Genomic DNA, 16,676 nt, shown 5'->3' with positions numbered 1-16,676 from the left:
ATTTCGCCTCCCCAAAATTGGGGTAGATTTTTTCACATGTTTAAATGTAATTTCAGGAGCTATTTCGAATGGCAACGATTAACCAGTTGGTTCGCAAGCCACGTGCAAGTAAGGTTGCTAAAAGCAACGTACCAGCACTAGCTGCGTGTCCACAACGTCGTGGTGTATGTACTCGTGTATATACCACCACACCAAAGAAACCAAACTCAGCACTACGTAAAGTAGCTCGTGTTCGTTTAACTAACGGATTCGAAGTGACTTCTTACATCGGTGGTGAAGGTCACAACCTACAAGAGCACAGCGTAATTTTGATTCGCGGTGGTCGTGTTAAAGATTTACCAGGTGTGCGTTATCACACCGTACGCGGCGCATTAGACTGTGCTGGCGTAAGTGATCGTCGTCAAGGACGTTCAAAGTACGGCGCTAAACGTCCTAAGTCATAACGGCTCTCCGTTAAGTAAGGCCAAACATTTAGTTATAGCGAAATTTTTTTAAAATTCGTTTTGGGGAAACCTGAAGCAAACCGGAGATATTAAAATGCCAAGACGTCGAGTGATCGGTCAACGCAAAATCTTGCCAGATCCTAAGTTCGGATCAGAACTACTGGCTAAGTTCATCAACGTAGTAATGGTTGATGGTAAAAAATCAATTTCAGAAAAGATTGTATATGGTGCATTAGACGCTGCTGCTGATAAATCAGGCAAGTCTCACCAAGAAATTTTTGAAGTTGCTCTTGAAAACGTGCGCCCATCGGTAGAGGTTAAATCTCGCCGTGTAGGTGGTTCTACTTACCAAGTACCTGTTGAAGTACGTCCAGTACGTCGTAACACTCTAGGTATGCGTTGGATGGTAGATGCAGCACGTAAACGTGGTGAAAAATCTATGGCTTTACGTCTAGCGGGTGAAATCCTAGACGCAGCTGAAAACAAAGGTTCTGCGGTTAAGAAACGTGAAGACGTTCACCGTATGGCCGACGCAAACAAAGCGTTTGCACATTACCGCTGGTAATTGGTTGCGCAGCTGCTTAGCAGCTGCGCTACTTTCTATGTGAGACTAAGGATTACTCCTTAGCAAGAGGATAACAATGGCTCGTACAACTCCAATTGAGCGCTACCGTAACATTGGTATTGTTGCTCATGTTGACGCTGGCAAAACAACAACTACAGAACGTGTCCTTTTCTACACCGGTCTATCTCACAAAATAGGTGAGGTGCATGATGGCGCAGCCACCATGGACTGGATGGAGCAAGAACAAGAACGCGGTATTACCATCACCTCTGCGGCTACTACCACCTTTTGGCGTGGTATGAACGCCCAGTACGACGAACACCGTATTAATATCATCGATACCCCTGGACACGTTGACTTTACTATTGAAGTTGAACGTTCATTGCGTGTATTAGATGGTGCAGTTGTTGTATTTTGTGGTTCATCTGGTGTTGAACCTCAATCAGAAACAGTGTGGCGCCAAGCTGACAAATATTCTGTTCCGCGAATGGTATTCGTGAACAAAATGGATAGAGCTGGTGCAGACTTTGAACGAGTAATTGATCAAATCCGTGATCGCTTAGGTGCCAACTGTGTACCTATTCAGTTGAACATAGGCGCTGAGGACGAATTTGTTGGTGTTATTGACCTGATCAAAATGAAGGCCATTAACTGGAACGAAGCAGACCAAGGTACCACCTTCAATTACGAAGATATTCCTGCTCATTTGGTAGAGCGTGCAGAGGCTTTACACGAAGAACTCGTTGAAGCTGCTGCAGAAGCTACCGATGAATTAATGGATAAATATCTTGAAGAAGGCGAGTTGACTGAAGCCGAGATTAAGTTTGGTTTGCGTAAGCGCACCCTAAACAATGAGATCGTGCTAGCGACTTGTGGTAGTGCATTTAAAAACAAAGGTGTTCAAGCAGTGCTTGACGCGGTTGTAGAATACTTGCCTGCTCCAAACCACGTTGAAGCAATTAAAGGTACAGACGAAAAGGACAATGAAGTTGCTTGTCCGGCAGATGACGACGCGCCGTTTGCGGCTCTTGCGTTTAAAATTGCCACCGACCCATTTGTGGGTACACTTACCTTTATGCGTGTTTATTCGGGGACGGTTGAAACCGGCACTGCGGTGTATAACTCGGTTAAACAAAAACGTGAACGTTTAGGTCGTATGGTGCAAATGCACTCAAATGATCGTAAAGAGATCAAAGAAGTTCGTGCTGGTGATATCGCCGCTGCGATTGGTCTTAAAGACGTAACCACGGGTGACACTTTATGTGATATGAATCGTAAAGTGATTCTTGAGCGTATGGAATTCCCTGAGCCGGTAATTCAGATTGCCGTAGAGCCTCGAACCAAAGCTGACCAAGAAAAAATGGGCGTAGCTTTAGGTAAGTTGGCTGCCGAGGATCCATCGTTCCGCGTAGAAACTAACGAAGAATCTGGACAAACCCTTATCTCTGGTATGGGTGAGTTACACTTAGATATCATCGTAGATCGCATGAAGCGCGAATTTAGCGTTGATTGTAATGTAGGTAAACCTCAAGTTGCTTATCGCGAAGCAATTCGCAAGCAAGTTGAAGTGGAAGGAAAGTTTGTACGTCAATCGGGTGGTCGTGGTCAATACGGTCATGTTTGGTTGCGTATGGAACCTCTAGAGCCAGGTGCTGGTTACGAATTTGTCAACGAGATTGTTGGTGGTGTTGTTCCAAAAGAATACATCCCAGCTGTTGATAAAGGCTGTAAAGAGCAGATGGATCAGGGTGTATTGGCTGGCTATCCGCTACTTGATGTTAAGGTCACCTTATTCGATGGATCATTCCACGATGTTGACTCTAACGAAATGGCGTTTAAAATTGCCGGTGCAATGGGCTTTAAGAAAGGTGCATTGGACGCTGATCCAGTACTGCTCGAGCCGATGATGAAAGTAGAAGTTACAACCCCTGAAGATTGGATGGGGGATGTAGTGGGTGACTTGAATCGTCGTCGTGGCATAATTGAAGGCATGGACGATGGGGCTGCGGGCTTAAAGATTGTTAAGTCTAAAGTGCCGCTGTCTGCAATGTTCGGCTATGCTACAGATCTACGTTCGGCAACTCAGGGGCGAGCCTCTTACTCTATGGAATTCCTAGAGTACAACGAAGCGCCGAAAAATGTTGCTGATGCTATTGTTGAAGCAAAGTAAACTAATTCAACTATGATTGGTCTGTCTCGGGTGAGGCAGATTGGAATGGAAAAGAAGGTACATATCGTGTCTAAAGAAAAATTTGAACGTTCAAAACCGCACGTAAACGTTGGTACAATTGGCCACGTTGACCACGGTAAAACAACTCTAACAGCAGCTATTACCAACGTACTTGCAAAAGTATACGGTGGTGAAGCTAAAGATTTCGCAGCAATCGATAACGCTCCAGAAGAGCGCGAGCGCGGTATCACCATTTCTACTTCACACGTAGAGTACGACACTCCAACTCGTCACTACGCACACGTAGACTGTCCTGGACACGCCGATTACGTTAAAAACATGATCACTGGTGCAGCACAGATGGACGGCGCTATCCTAGTAGTAGCTTCTACAGATGGCCCAATGCCACAAACACGTGAGCACATCCTACTTTCTCGTCAGGTTGGTGTACCTTACATCATCGTATTCATGAACAAATGTGACATGGTAGACGACGAAGAGCTTCTAGAATTAGTAGAAATGGAAGTACGTGAACTTCTATCTGAATACGAATTCCCAGGTGATGACATTCCAGTAATCCAAGGTTCAGCGCTTAAAGCCCTAGAAGGCGAAGAAGCGTGGGAAGCAAAAATTGTAGAACTAGCAGAAGCGCTAGATACTTACATCCCAGAGCCAGAGCGTGACATCGACAAGCCATTCCTACTACCAATTGAAGATGTATTCTCAATTTCAGGTCGTGGTACGGTAGTAACAGGTCGTGTAGAGCGCGGTATCATCAAGGTTTCAGAAGAAATTGAAATCGTAGGTGTTAAAGAGACTACTAAGACAACTTGTACTGGTGTAGAAATGTTCCGCAAGCTTCTAGACGAAGGTCGTGCTGGTGAGAACTGTGGTATTCTTCTACGTGGTACTAAGCGTGACGAAGTACAGCGTGGTCAAGTATTGGCAGCACCTGGTTCAATTACTCCACACACCAAGTTCGAAGCTGAAGTATACGTACTAAGCAAAGACGAAGGTGGCCGTCACACGCCATTCTTCAAAGGCTACCGTCCACAGTTCTACTTCCGTACAACTGACGTAACTGGTTCTGTAGAGTTACCAGAAGGCGTAGAAATGGTAATGCCAGGCGACAACTTGAAATTTGTTGTAGAGCTAATTTGCCCAATCGCGATGGACGAAGGTTTACGCTTCGCAATCCGTGAAGGTGGCCGTACAGTAGGTGCGGGTGTTGTAGCTAAAATCTTCGAATAAGAAGAGTAGCACAGCAGAAAAAAGGTCGCTTAGGCGGCCTTTTTTGTTTTTGAAGGCAAGATCTTTAAGTTCTGCTCTGGTGTTATAAATACCCGGGCAATTTATTGTTTGCCTAGTCGCGTTTTTTCGACATTCAAGGGTTACAATCTTGAAACAAAGTGCCTATAATGTCGGGCTTCGTGCTATAGGGGTGTAGTTCCAATGGCAGAACGTCGGATTCCAAATCCGAATGTTGGGAGTTCGAATCTCTCCACCCCTGCCACTATCCCTATATGAAGGGATTTATGATTTTGTGGGATTATTTGTAGGTTGTTTGATGAGTACCAGTACTGAAAACCAAAGTGGGTCGTTAGATGGCCTAAAATGGGCATTAGCTGCTCTAATTTTAATCGCCGCTGTTGTAGGTAACTACCTATATACAGATATGTCGATCTTGGTGCGTGTAATCGGTGTTGTGATTGCCGTGATTGCTGCTTTAGGCATTGCATCGCAAACCAATAAAGGCAAGCAAGCCTTCGAATTTGCTAAAGAGTCGCGTATGGAAGTGCGTAAGGTTATCTGGCCTACTCGTCAAGAAGCCATTCAAACTACCATGATTGTATTAGCTGCTACTGCATTCATGTCACTAATTTTGTGGGGCCTAGATGCGATATTGGTTCGCCTAGTTGCCTTTGTAACAGGGGTAGGTATCTAATGACTGAAGAGCGCAAATTGCGTTGGTACGTGGTTCAGGCTTTTTCTGGCTATGAAGCTCGCGTATCTAAATCATTAAAAGAGTACATCCAAATCCATTCTATGGAAGATTCTTTTGGTGAGATTCTAGTACCGACTGAAGAAGTAGTTGAAATGCGCGCTGGTCAAAAACGTAAGAGTGAGCGCAAGTTCTTCCCTGGTTACGTTTTGGTTCAAATGGATCTAAACGATGAAAGCTGGCACTTAGTGAAAAGTGTGCCGCGGGTACTAGGCTTTATTGGTGGAACGGCAGAGCGCCCAGCTCCAATTTCTGATAAAGAAGCGAAAGCTATCTTGGATCGCTTGGATGAAACCAGTGATAAGCCAAGACCAAAAACTCTATTCGAACCAGGCGAAGTGGTTCGTGTTACCGATGGCCCATTCGCCGACTTCAACGGTACTATCGAAGAAGTGGATTACGAAAAGAGCCGTGTAAAAGTATCAGTATTGATTTTCGGCCGAGCTACGCCAGTAGAGCTAGAATTCGGACAAATCGAGAAAGGCTGATAAAAAATAAACAATCAGTTGTTTTTAGGGCAGGGGATCGACTATAATCCGCTGCCCTTTGTTCTATCGGGAAGCTAATCGCATGTGCGAAAGGCGTTTGAACCCAAAATAAGGTAAATTTAAAATGGCTAAAAAAGTCCAAGCTTATATTAAGCTTCAAGTTGCTGCGGGTGCCGCAAACCCGTCACCACCAGTTGGTCCTGCTCTAGGTCAACATGGTGTAAACATCATGGAATTCTGTAAAGCATTCAACGCGAAAACAGATTCAATTGAAAAAGGCGCGCCAGTACCAGTAGTAATTACTGTTTATTCTGACCGTTCTTTCACTTTTGAAACCAAAACTCCACCTGCTTCTTACTTATTGAAGAAAGCGGCTGGCATCAAGTCTGGTTCTGGTGTTCCAAACAAAGAAAAAGTTGGCAAAGTAACACGCGCTCAACTAGAAGAAATTGTTAATACTAAAGCAGTAGATATGACTGGTGCTGACGTAGACGCAATGGTTCGTTCAATTGAAGGTTCTGCCCGTTCTATGGGCTTGGTTGTAGAGGGCTAATACGATGGCAAAACTTTCTAAGCGCATGCGTGCGATCAACGAAAAAGTTGATTCAACAAAAGAATACTCAGTAAACGAAGCTGTTGCTCTTCTAAAAGAATTAGCGTCAGCTAAGTTCCTAGAAAGCGTAGATGCAGCGGTTAACCTTGGTGTTGACCCACGTAAATCTGACCAAAACGTTCGTGGTGCTACTGTACTACCACACGGTACTGGTCGTAACGTTCGTGTTGCTGTATTTACTCAAGGTGCTAACGCCGAAGCCGCTACTGAAGCTGGTGCTGACGTAGTTGGTATGGACGACTTGGCTGCTCAAGTTAAAGCAGGTGAGATGGACTTCGACGTAGTAATTGCTTCTCCAGATGCAATGCGCGTTGTTGGTCAACTAGGTCAAATCCTAGGTCCACGTGGTTTAATGCCTAACCCTAAAGTGGGTACAGTTACTCCTAACGTAGCTGATGCAGTTAAACTAGCTAAAGCGGGTCAGATTCGTTACCGCAACGACAAAAACGGTATTATCCATACTACTATTGGTAAAGCCGATTTTGATGCTGACAAGCTTAAAGAGAACCTTGAAGCATTGGTTGTTGCTCTTAAAAAAGCAAAACCTGCTCAATCTAAAGGTCAGTTCATCAAGAAAGTTAGCCTATCAACCACTATGGGTGCTGGTCTAACTGTTGATGTAGCTACTTTAGATACTCAAGCTTAATCATTTACAAAGCGCAAAATTTATACTATCATTTTGCGCTTTGTATTTATGGGTCAGGGCTTATGCCCTCATCCAAGACCGTAGGTGCTAGTTTCTAGCTTAATCTCCTACGTAGATGGTGAGGAAACCCAAGAATAAATTTTTTATTCTGGACAACCAAACCGTAAAGGCCTCTAAATCTAATGACTTAGAGGGAAGTAAACACCAGATTTATCTGGTATTGGAATCCAGGAGTAAAGCCAATGGCCTTAAGACTCGAAGACAAGAAGCAAATTGTTGCTGGCGTCAACGAAGCTGCCAAAGGTGCACTTTCTGCAGTAGTTGCTGATTCACGTGGCGTAACTGTAGATGCGATGACTTCACTTCGTGCTAAAGCACGTGAAGCTGGCGTATCTATGCAAGTGGTACGTAATACCCTTGCTCGTCGTGCAGTAGCTGGCACAGACCTAGAATGTCTTACTGAGTCATTCACTGGTCCTACTTTGATTGCCTTCTCTAATGAGCACCCAGGTGCTGCAGCGCGTCTATTTACAGACTTCGCTAAAGAGCAAGACAACTTTGAAGTACGTGCAGCAGCATTTGAAGGTGCATTAGCAGACGTAAACGTTCTTGCAAAACTACCAACTTACGAAGAAGCAATTGCCAAGTTAATGGCAACTATGAAAGAAGCTTCTGCAGGCAAGCTGGTTCGCACTCTGGCCGCACTACGCGATCAAAAAGAGTCAGAAGCAGCATAATTTGCTTGTTGCTACATTATTTTATAAATTTAATTGAATTTAGGAATTTGAGTCATGTCTATCACTAAAGACCAAATTATCGAAGCTGTTGCTGAAATGTCAGTAATGGACGTTGTTGAACTAATCGAAGCTATGGAAGAGAAGTTCGGCGTATCTGCTGCTGCAGCTGTTGCTGTTGCTGGTGACGCTGGTGCTGCTGCTGAAGAGCAATCAGAATTCGACGTAATTCTTACTGCTGCTGGCGCTAACAAAGTTGCTGCTATTAAAGCGGTACGTGGCGCTACAGGTCTAGGCCTGAAAGAAGCTAAAGGTCTTGTTGATTCAGCTCCTGCTGCAATCAAAGAAGGCGTTGAGAAAGAAGAAGCTGAAGCTCTTAAAGCTGCTCTTGAAGAAGCTGGTGCTTCTGTTGAGCTTAAGTAATCTACCTATAAGTAGATTGCAGCCTTTATAGGCTATGGCTGGTGGTTATTTAATCACCGGCCTTTTTGCGCTGTAGGACGCCGTCTTTTTTATCACCGTTTTAGATGGTGCGTCTAGCAAAAAACTTAGAGAAGGAATTCTCTTCGACAATGACAAACGGTATGTAAGAACTGTCCCAGATTTTGCGGACAGAGTGGGTCACTTATCAGCGAGCTGAGGAACCATATGGTTTACTCTTATACAGAGAAAAAACGCATTCGTAAGGACTTTGGAAAACGTCCTCAAGTAGTGGACACGCCTTACCTGCTTTCAATACAGCTTGACTCTTTTGAGAAATTCATAGAGATCGATCCTGAAGGCGAGTATGGGCTGGAAGCTGCATTCCGCAGTGTATTCCCGATTGCCAGTTATTCAGGATATTCAGAGCTACAATATGTTAGCTATCGTCTTGGCGAGCCGGTTTTTGACGTTAAAGAATGTCAAATTCGTGGAGTCACCTACTCTGCTCCCTTGCGCGTTAAATTGCGTTTAGTGTTGTTTGATCGTGAGGCTCCGGCTGGCACGGTTAAAGACATCAAAGAGCAAGAAGTATACATGGGTGAAATCCCATTGATGACAGGTAACGGTACCTTTGTAATTAATGGTACAGAGCGTGTTATCGTATCTCAGTTACACCGTAGTCCTGGTGTATTCTACGATCATGACCGTGGTAAAACACATTCATCAGGTAAAGTGTTATATAACGCGCGCGTTATTCCTTACCGTGGTTCATGGTTAGACTTCGAATTCGATCCTAAAGACAACTTGTTTGTTCGTATCGACCGTCGTCGTAAGCTTCCAGCATCTATTATTTTGCGCGCGTTAGAAATGACCACGCAAGAGATTCTAGAAACCTTCTTTGACTCTACTGCTTTCGAATTGAAAGACGGTAAGGTGATGATGGAGCTAGTACCAGCCCGTTTACGTGGTGACACTGTTTCTTTCGACGTTATGCTAAACGGCGAAGTATTGATTGAAGCAGGCCGTCGTGTAACAGCGCGCCATATTCGTCAACTGGAAAAATCAGGCGTTGAGCAAATCGAAGTGCCGGTTGAGTACCTTGCTGATAAAGTATTGGCTGAAGAGTATGTTGACGAAAGCACTGGTGAAGTTATTGCCGAGGCTAACAGCGAATTAAACCTAGAGTTAATTGCTGCGCTTTCGCAAGCAGGTCACTCGGTGATAAAAACGATTTATACCAATGACTTAGATCATGGTTCATTTATCTCTGATACCTTGCGTGTTGATTCTTCAACAAACCGCCTAGAGGCGTTAGTTGAAATCTACCGTATGATGCGTCCTGGTGAGCCACCAACAAAAGACGCAGCAGAAGCCTTGTTCGAGAACTTGTTCTTTAACGGCGACCGTTACGACTTGTCAACAGTAGGCCGTATGAAGTTCAACAGCCGTGTTGGCCGTGAAGACGGTTCAGTGGCTGGTGTACTTGATAAAGAAGACATCGTTAAGGTTATGCAAACGCTAATCGAAATTCGTAACGGCCGTGGTGAAGTTGATGATATCGACCACCTTGGTAACCGTCGTATTCGTAGCGTAGGCGAAATGGCTGAAAACCAATTCCGCGTTGGTCTAGTACGTGTAGAGCGTGCTGTTAAAGAGCGCCTAAGCTTAGGTGACCTTGATGCATTGATGCCACAAGACTTAATTAACGCTAAGCCAATCTCGGCTGCGGTTAAAGAGTTCTTTGGTTCAAGCCAATTGTCTCAGTTCATGGATCAAAACAACCCGCTTTCTGAAGTAACACACAAACGTCGTGTTTCTGCATTAGGCCCAGGTGGTTTAACTCGTGAACGTGCTGGCTTTGAAGTGCGAGATGTACACCCAACGCACTACGGTCGTTTATGTCCGATTGAAACGCCGGAAGGTCCAAACATTGGTTTGATTAACTCGTTGGCGGTTTACTCTCGCACTAATGAGTTTGGTTTCTTAGAAACCCCTTACCGCAAAGTAATTGAAGGCCAAATCACTGATGAAGTAGATTACTTATCAGCGATTGATGAAGGCACTTATGTGATCGCTCAGGCAAACGCTGAAGCCGACGCAAATGGTAAATTACTTGAAACAGATTTAGTACCTTGTCGCCACAAGGGTGAATCAACCTACATGCCTACTGACCAAATTCAGTACATGGACGTAAGTCCTCAGCAGATTATTTCTGTGGCGGCATCGTTGATTCCGTTCCTAGAACACGATGATGCAAACCGTGCATTGATGGGTTCTAACATGCAACGTCAAGCTGTACCAACACTGCGTGCTGATAAGCCGTTGGTAGGTACTGGTATTGAACGTGCTGTAGCGGTTGACTCTGGTGTAACTGTTGTATCGAAACGTGGCGGTACGGTTGACTACGCAGATGCTAGCCGCATCGTAGTTAAAGTAAATGAAGACGAGATGCTTCCTGGTGAGGCAGGTATCGACATTTACACGCTAACAAAGTACACCCGTTCTAACCAAAACACCTGTATCAACCAACGTCCGGTAGTTAAATCAGGCGAATTGGTAGCTAAAGGCGACGTACTAGCAGATGGTCCTTCAACTGACTTAGGTGAGTTGGCATTGGGTCAAAACATGCGCGTAGCGTTCATGCCTTGGAATGGTTACAACTTTGAGGATTCAATCGGTATTTCTGAGAACGTAGTTAAAGAAGATCGCTTTACTACTATTCACATTCAAGAGTTAAGCTGTATCGCTCGTGATACTAAGCTTGGCAGTGAAGAAATCTCAGCCGATATTCCAAACGTTGGTGAATCAGCGCTAAGCAAACTTGATGAGTCAGGTATTGTTTACGTTGGTGCTGAAGTTAAGCCAGGTGACATCTTAGTGGGTAAAGTAACCCCTAAAGGTGAAACACAATTAACACCTGAAGAGAAGCTATTGCGTGCCATCTTCGGTGAGAAAGCGTCTGATGTTAAAGATACATCACTACGTGTACCTAACTCTGTATTTGGTACCGTAATCGACGTTCAAGTCTTTACTCGCGATGGCGTAGAAAAAGACAAGCGTGCTCAAGAAATTGAGTCTATGCAGCTTAAAGAAGCGAAAAAAGATTTAACCGAAGAATTCAAGATCCTTGAAGACGGTATCTTTGCTCGTGCTAAATCTGTATTGATTGCAGCCGGTAAGTCAGAAGCTGACTTAGACCGCCAGCAACCAGCAGAGTGGCTAGAAGCGGCATTAAGCGATGAAGACGCGCAAACGCAGCTAGAACAAATTGCTGCGCAATACGACGAAATCAAAGCTGAATTCGACAAGCAGTTCGACATTAAGCGCCGTAAGATCACCCAAGGTGATGACTTAGCGCCTGGCGTACTGAAGATTGTTAAAGTTTACTTAGCAGTTAAGCGTCGTATTCAACCTGGTGACAAGATGGCTGGTCGTCACGGTAACAAAGGTGTAATTTCTACCATTGTTCCTCGTGAAGATATGCCTTATGACGAAACTGGTCGCCCAGTAGACATCTGCTTGAACCCACTAGGTGTACCATCGCGGATGAACATCGGTCAGATCCTTGAAACCCACTTAGGCCTAGCAGCTAAAGGTGTTGGTGAAAAAATTGATGAAATGCTGAAAGTTCAGCGTGAAATCGAAATGGATAAACTGCGTGACTTCATCCAGAAAGTGTACAACGTAGGTGATGACGCGCTTAAAGTTGACGTTGCTAGCTTCACTGATGAAGAAGTAATGACTTTAGCCAAGAACTTACGTGGCGGTGTGCCAATGGCTACCCCTGCATTTGATGGTGCTAAAGAAGCTGAAATTAAAGAGCTATTACGTTTAGCCGACTTACCTGATTCAGGTCAAATCGTGTTACGTGACGGCCGTACCGGTCAAGAATTTGAGCGCCCTGTAACTGTTGGTTACATGTACATGTTGAAACTTAACCACTTGGTTGATGACAAGATGCACGCTCGTTCTACTGGTTCTTACAGCTTGGTTACTCAGCAACCTCTAGGTGGTAAAGCACAGTTTGGTGGTCAGCGCTTCGGTGAGATGGAAGTATGGGCACTAGAAGCATACGGTGCTGCTTACACCCTACAGGAAATGCTAACGGTTAAATCTGATGACGTTAACGGTCGTACTAAGATGTACAAGAACATCGTTGATGGTAACCACCAGATGGAGCCAGGAATGCCTGAGTCGTTCAACGTGTTGCTCAAAGAGATTCGCTCTCTTGGTATCAACATTGAGTTGGATGAGCTGTAAGCACAGGACTTCACCTGAATTAAAAGCAAGGCGGGCGTTTCATTAGAAACGCCCCAGGTTTAACTCCAACCTGGAGAGAAACGTGAAAGATTTACTTAAGTTTCTTAAGCAACAAAGCAAGACCGAAGAGTTTGAAGGCATTAAAATTGGCCTAGCTTCACCAGACCAGATCCGCAGTTGGTCGTTTGGTGAGGTGAAGAAACCAGAGACGATTAACTATCGTACTTTTAAGCCTGAGCGTGACGGTTTATTCTGTGCCCGTATTTTTGGCCCAGTAAAAGATTACGAATGTTTGTGTGGTAAATACAAACGTTTGAAACACCGTGGTGTTATTTGTGAGAAGTGTGGCGTAGAAGTTACCCAATCTAAAGTTCGTCGTGATCGAATGGGTCATATCGAATTAGCTTCTCCTGTAGCGCACATCTGGTTCTTAAAATCATTACCATCGCGTATTGGTTTATTACTAGATATGACTTTACGTGATATTGAACGAGTGCTTTACTTCGAATCATTTGTTGTGACTGAGCCTGGCATGACCAGCTTAGAGCGCGGTCAAATGCTTACCGAAGAAACTTACTTGGATTCACTTGAAGAGTACGGTGACGAGTTTGAAGCTAAAATGGGCGCTGAAGCTGTATTAGCTTTATTGCGTCATTTAGAGCTTGACCAAGAAATCGAAGTAATGCGCGAAGAGTTACAAACTACTAACTCTGAAACTAAGCGTAAGAAGACCACTAAGCGTCTTAAGCTTATGGAAGCGTTCCGCGATTCAGGTAACAAACCTGAGTGGATGATTATGACCGTATTACCGGTTCTTCCACCAGATTTGCGCCCACTAGTACCACTAGATGGCGGCCGTTTTGCTACGTCTGATTTGAACGATTTATACCGTCGTGTAATCAACCGTAACAACCGTTTGAAGCGTCTATTAGACCTAGCTGCTCCAGACATTATTGTGCGTAACGAAAAGCGTATGCTGCAAGAAGCAGTTGATGCCTTGTTAGACAATGGTCGTCGTGGTCGTGCTATTACTGGTTCTAACAAGCGTCCGCTTAAATCTTTGGCCGATATGATCAAAGGTAAGCAAGGTCGTTTCCGTCAGAACTTGCTAGGTAAGCGTGTAGATTACTCAGGTCGTTCGGTAATTACCGTTGGTCCAACACTGCGTCTACACCAGTGTGGTCTTCCTAAGAAAATGGCACTTGAGCTATTCAAACCATTCATCTATGGCAAGCTAGAGCTGCGTGGTCTTGCGACTACAATTAAAGCTGCTAAGAAAATGGTTGAGCGCGAAGGCGGTGAAGTGTGGGATATTCTTGAAGAAGTTATCCGCGAACACCCAGTATTACTTAACCGTGCACCAACCTTGCACCGTTTGGGTATTCAAGCCTTTGAGCCTGTGCTAATTGAAGGTAAAGCAATTCAATTACACCCGCTAGTGTGTGCGGCTTATAACGCCGACTTCGATGGTGACCAAATGGCGGTACACGTACCGTTGACCTTAGAAGCACAGTTAGAAGCACGTTCGTTGATGATGTCGACCAACAACGTACTATCACCAGCTAACGGTGAGCCTATTATCGTTCCTTCGCAAGACGTTGTATTGGGTCTGTACTACATGACTCGTGAACGTGTTAACGCTGAAGGTGAAGGTATGTACCTTTCTGGCCCTAAAGAGGCTGAGAAGTTATACCGCGCTAAACAAGCCAGTATTCACGCACGTGTAAACGTACGTATTACTGAGGTTGTTGTAGCTGAAGACGGCTCTAAAATCGAAAAAACTGAGATTAAGCAAACTACCATTGGTCGTGCCATTTTATGGTTAATTGTACCTAAAGGTTTGCCATTTGATTTAGTTAACCAGTCAATGGGTAAGAAGCAAATCTCAGGATTGCTAAACACCTGTTACCGTAAACTAGGTCTTAAGCACTCAGTTATTTTTGCTGACCAATTAATGTACACCGGTTTCCATTACGCAACCTTGTCTGGTGCCTCTGTAGGTATTAACGACATGGTTATCCCTGATGCTAAGAAAGACATCGTGGAAGAAGCCAGTGACGAAGTAAGCGAAATTCAAGAGCAGTTCCTAGCTGGTTTGGTAACCGCAGGCGAGCGTTACAACAAAGTAATCGATATTTGGGCTTCGGCTAACGAAAAAGTATCGAAAGCGATGATGGACAACTTGTCTACTGAAACAGTTATCAACAAAGATGGCGAAGAAGAGAGTCAAGACTCATTCAACAGCATCTTTATGATGGCCGACTCTGGCGCACGTGGTAGTGCTGCACAGATTCGTCAGCTAGCTGGTATGCGTGGCTTGATGGCTAAACCGGATGGTTCGATTATCGAAACGCCGATTGTGGCTAACTTCCGTGAAGGTTTGAACGTACTTCAGTACTTCATCTCAACCCACGGTGCGCGTAAAGGTTTGGCCGATACCGCATTGAAGACTGCTAACTCTGGTTACTTAACACGTCGTCTAGTAGATGTTGCCCAGGATTTGGTTGTTACCGAAACTGACTGTGGTACCGAAGACGGTATTATCATGACGCCTCACATTGAGGGGGGTGATGTTGTTGAGCCATTACGTGAGCGTGTTCTTGGTCGTGTTCTAGTAGGCGATGTAATTAAGCCTGGTACTGAGAACGAAGTACTGCTTAAAGACAAAACACTACTTGACGAGAAACTGTGTGACCTTCTTGAAGAGAACTCAGTGGATACCGTTAAAGTACGCTCAGTAATTAGCTGTGCTAACGACTTTGGTGTTTGTGCTCTTTGTTATGGTCGTGACCTAGCTCGTGGCCACTTGGTTGGTCGCGGTGAAGCGGTTGGTGTAGTTGCAGCTCAATCAATTGGTGAGCCAGGTACTCAGCTTACCATGCGTACCTTCCACATTGGTGGTGCGGCATCGCGTGCGGCAGCAGAGAACAGCATTCAAGTTAAGAACGCAGGTACTATTAAGCTACACAACGCTAAAGTAGTAACTAACAGCGAAGGCAAGTTAGTTGTAACCTCTCGTTCTACTGAATTGACCATTATTGATGAAATGGGTCAAACCAAAGAAAGCCACAAGCTTCAATACGGTGCAATACTTGAAGTAGTAGACGGTGGTGCGGTTACCTCTGGCGACACAGTTGCTAACTGGGACCCACATACACACCCAATTATTACTGAAGTACCGGGTCGCGTTAAGTTCATCGACATGGTTGAAGGCGTAACTGTTAGCCGTCAAACTGATGAACTAACTGGTCTTTCTAGTATTCACGTTATGGACCCTAACGAGCGCCCTGGCGCTGGTAAAGAAATGCGTCCAATGGTGAAATTGGTTGACGGTTCTGGTAACGACGTACTTATTGCCGGTACTGATATTCCAGCTCAGTACTTCTTGTCTGCAAAAGCGATTGTAAACTTAGAAGATAATGCTGAAGTAGGTGTTGGTGATGCAATTGCTCGTATCCCACAAGAATCAAGCGGTACTAAAGATATTACCGGTGGTCTACCTCGCGTAGCCGACTTGTTCGAAGCTCGTCAGCCTAAAGAGCCAGCTATTTTGGCAGAAATTACCGGTACTATTAGTTTCGGTAAAGAAACCAAAGGTAAGCGCCGCTTGGTGATTACTCCTGCTGAAGGCGATGCTTACGAAGAAATGATTCCTAAGTGGCGTAATCTAAACGTGTTTGAAGGTGAGAAAGTTGCTAAAGGTGAAGTAATTGCCGATGGTCCAGAATCACCACATGACATTTTACGTTTACGTGGCATTAGCCCTGTTTCTAACTACATCGTAAACGAAGTACAAGACGTATACCGTTTACAAGGTGTGAAGATTAACGATAAACACATTGAAACTATCGTGCGTCAAATGCTTCGTAAGTGTTTGATTCTAGATGCTGGTGATTCTAGCTTCTTGCTAGGTGAGCAAGCTGAAGTTGCCCGTGTGAATATTGAGAATCGTCAATTAGAAGCTGAAGGCAAACGTCCTGCGGTATACCGTCGTGAGTTACTAGGTATTACTAAGGCGTCACTATCTACAGAGTCGTTTATTTCTGCGGCTTCGTTCCAAGAAACTACTCGCGTGCTTACCGAAGCAGCAGTGGGTGGAAAACAGGACGAACTACGCGGTCTTAAAGAGAACGTTATTGTTGGTCGCTTGATTCCTGCTGGTACTGGTTATGCCTACCACGAGAATCGTCGCAATCAAACTGAAGCGCCAGCTCCAATTACTGCAGATGAAGCAGCTGATAACTTAGCAGCTCTACTAAATGCAGCCCCTGGTGGCGAAACAGAGTAGTAGCTGACTCTACTAAGATAAAAAAGGCAGCCATTGGCTGCCTT

12 protein-coding genes and 1 tRNA gene are annotated in these 16,676 nt (G+C 44.7%); all 13 read left to right on the top strand.

Annotated features, from left to right (window positions below; all coding sequences use genetic code 11):
• The first annotated feature begins 68 nt into the window (after positions 1-68).
• The 13 genes from rpsL (at position 69) to rpoC (ending at position 16,632) form a co-directional block, all read left to right on the top strand.
• Positions 69-443 carry a 30S ribosomal protein S12 gene (rpsL, locus tag K5620_RS18810; protein WP_016404065.1) on the top strand — a complete coding sequence of 125 codons (375 nt, stop codon included), beginning with the start codon at positions 69-71 and terminating at the stop codon, positions 441-443.
• Positions 444-537: 94 nt separating this feature from the next.
• Positions 538-1,008: a 30S ribosomal protein S7 gene (gene rpsG, locus K5620_RS18805; RefSeq protein WP_016404064.1), complete on the top strand. Its 471-nt coding sequence runs from the start codon at positions 538-540 to the stop codon at positions 1,006-1,008.
• 76 nt (positions 1,009-1,084) lie between these two features.
• Complete coding sequence (fusA, locus tag K5620_RS18800; protein ID WP_016404063.1) at positions 1,085-3,178, top strand: elongation factor G; 2,094 nt, start codon at positions 1,085-1,087, stop codon at positions 3,176-3,178.
• Between the two features lie 66 nt (positions 3,179-3,244).
• The gene (gene tuf, locus K5620_RS18795) at positions 3,245-4,429 is read left to right on the top strand and encodes an elongation factor Tu (RefSeq protein ID WP_221077417.1); all 1,185 of its coding nucleotides are present in this window, start codon (positions 3,245-3,247) and stop codon (positions 4,427-4,429) included.
• Positions 4,430-4,615: 186 nt separating this feature from the next.
• Positions 4,616-4,691, top strand: a tRNA-Trp gene (locus K5620_RS18790).
• 54 nt (positions 4,692-4,745) lie between these two features.
• Positions 4,746-5,123, top strand: a complete 378-nt coding sequence (gene secE / locus K5620_RS18785) for a preprotein translocase subunit SecE (RefSeq protein WP_016404044.1) — start codon at positions 4,746-4,748, stop codon at positions 5,121-5,123.
• Positions 5,123-5,668 (top strand): transcription termination/antitermination protein NusG, encoded by a 546-nt coding sequence (gene nusG, locus K5620_RS18780; protein WP_016404043.1) that lies wholly within the window; start codon positions 5,123-5,125, stop codon positions 5,666-5,668. Before secE ends, nusG begins: the two co-directional genes overlap by 1 nt.
• 124 nt (positions 5,669-5,792) lie before the next feature.
• The gene (rplK, locus tag K5620_RS18775) at positions 5,793-6,221 is read left to right on the top strand and encodes a 50S ribosomal protein L11 (protein ID WP_016404042.1); all 429 of its coding nucleotides are present in this window, start codon (positions 5,793-5,795) and stop codon (positions 6,219-6,221) included.
• Between the two features lie 4 nt (positions 6,222-6,225).
• On the top strand, positions 6,226-6,927 hold the full coding sequence (gene rplA, locus K5620_RS18770; protein ID WP_016404041.1) for a 50S ribosomal protein L1: 702 nt from the start codon (positions 6,226-6,228) through the stop codon (positions 6,925-6,927).
• Between the two features lie 242 nt (positions 6,928-7,169).
• Positions 7,170-7,664 carry a 50S ribosomal protein L10 gene (gene rplJ, locus K5620_RS18765; RefSeq protein WP_016404040.1) on the top strand — a complete coding sequence of 165 codons (495 nt, stop codon included), beginning with the start codon at positions 7,170-7,172 and terminating at the stop codon, positions 7,662-7,664.
• Positions 7,665-7,718: 54 nt separating this feature from the next.
• Entirely contained in the window at positions 7,719-8,084 is a 366-nt protein-coding gene (gene rplL, locus K5620_RS18760) for a 50S ribosomal protein L7/L12 (RefSeq protein ID WP_016404039.1), read from the top strand.
• 225 nt (positions 8,085-8,309) lie between these two features.
• Positions 8,310-12,344: a DNA-directed RNA polymerase subunit beta gene (rpoB, locus tag K5620_RS18755; protein ID WP_016404038.1), complete on the top strand. Its 4,035-nt coding sequence runs from the start codon at positions 8,310-8,312 to the stop codon at positions 12,342-12,344.
• Between the two features lie 82 nt (positions 12,345-12,426).
• Positions 12,427-16,632, top strand: a complete 4,206-nt coding sequence (gene rpoC / locus K5620_RS18750) for a DNA-directed RNA polymerase subunit beta' (RefSeq protein WP_221077416.1) — start codon at positions 12,427-12,429, stop codon at positions 16,630-16,632.
• Positions 16,633-16,676 lie beyond the last annotated feature (44 nt).

It is taken from the genome of Agarivorans albus (genome assembly GCF_019670105.1).
Taxonomy (GTDB): domain Bacteria; phylum Pseudomonadota; class Gammaproteobacteria; order Enterobacterales; family Celerinatantimonadaceae; genus Agarivorans; species Agarivorans albus.
Note: the sequence above shows the minus strand (reverse complement) of the source record. Positions and strands in the feature narration are given on the sequence as shown.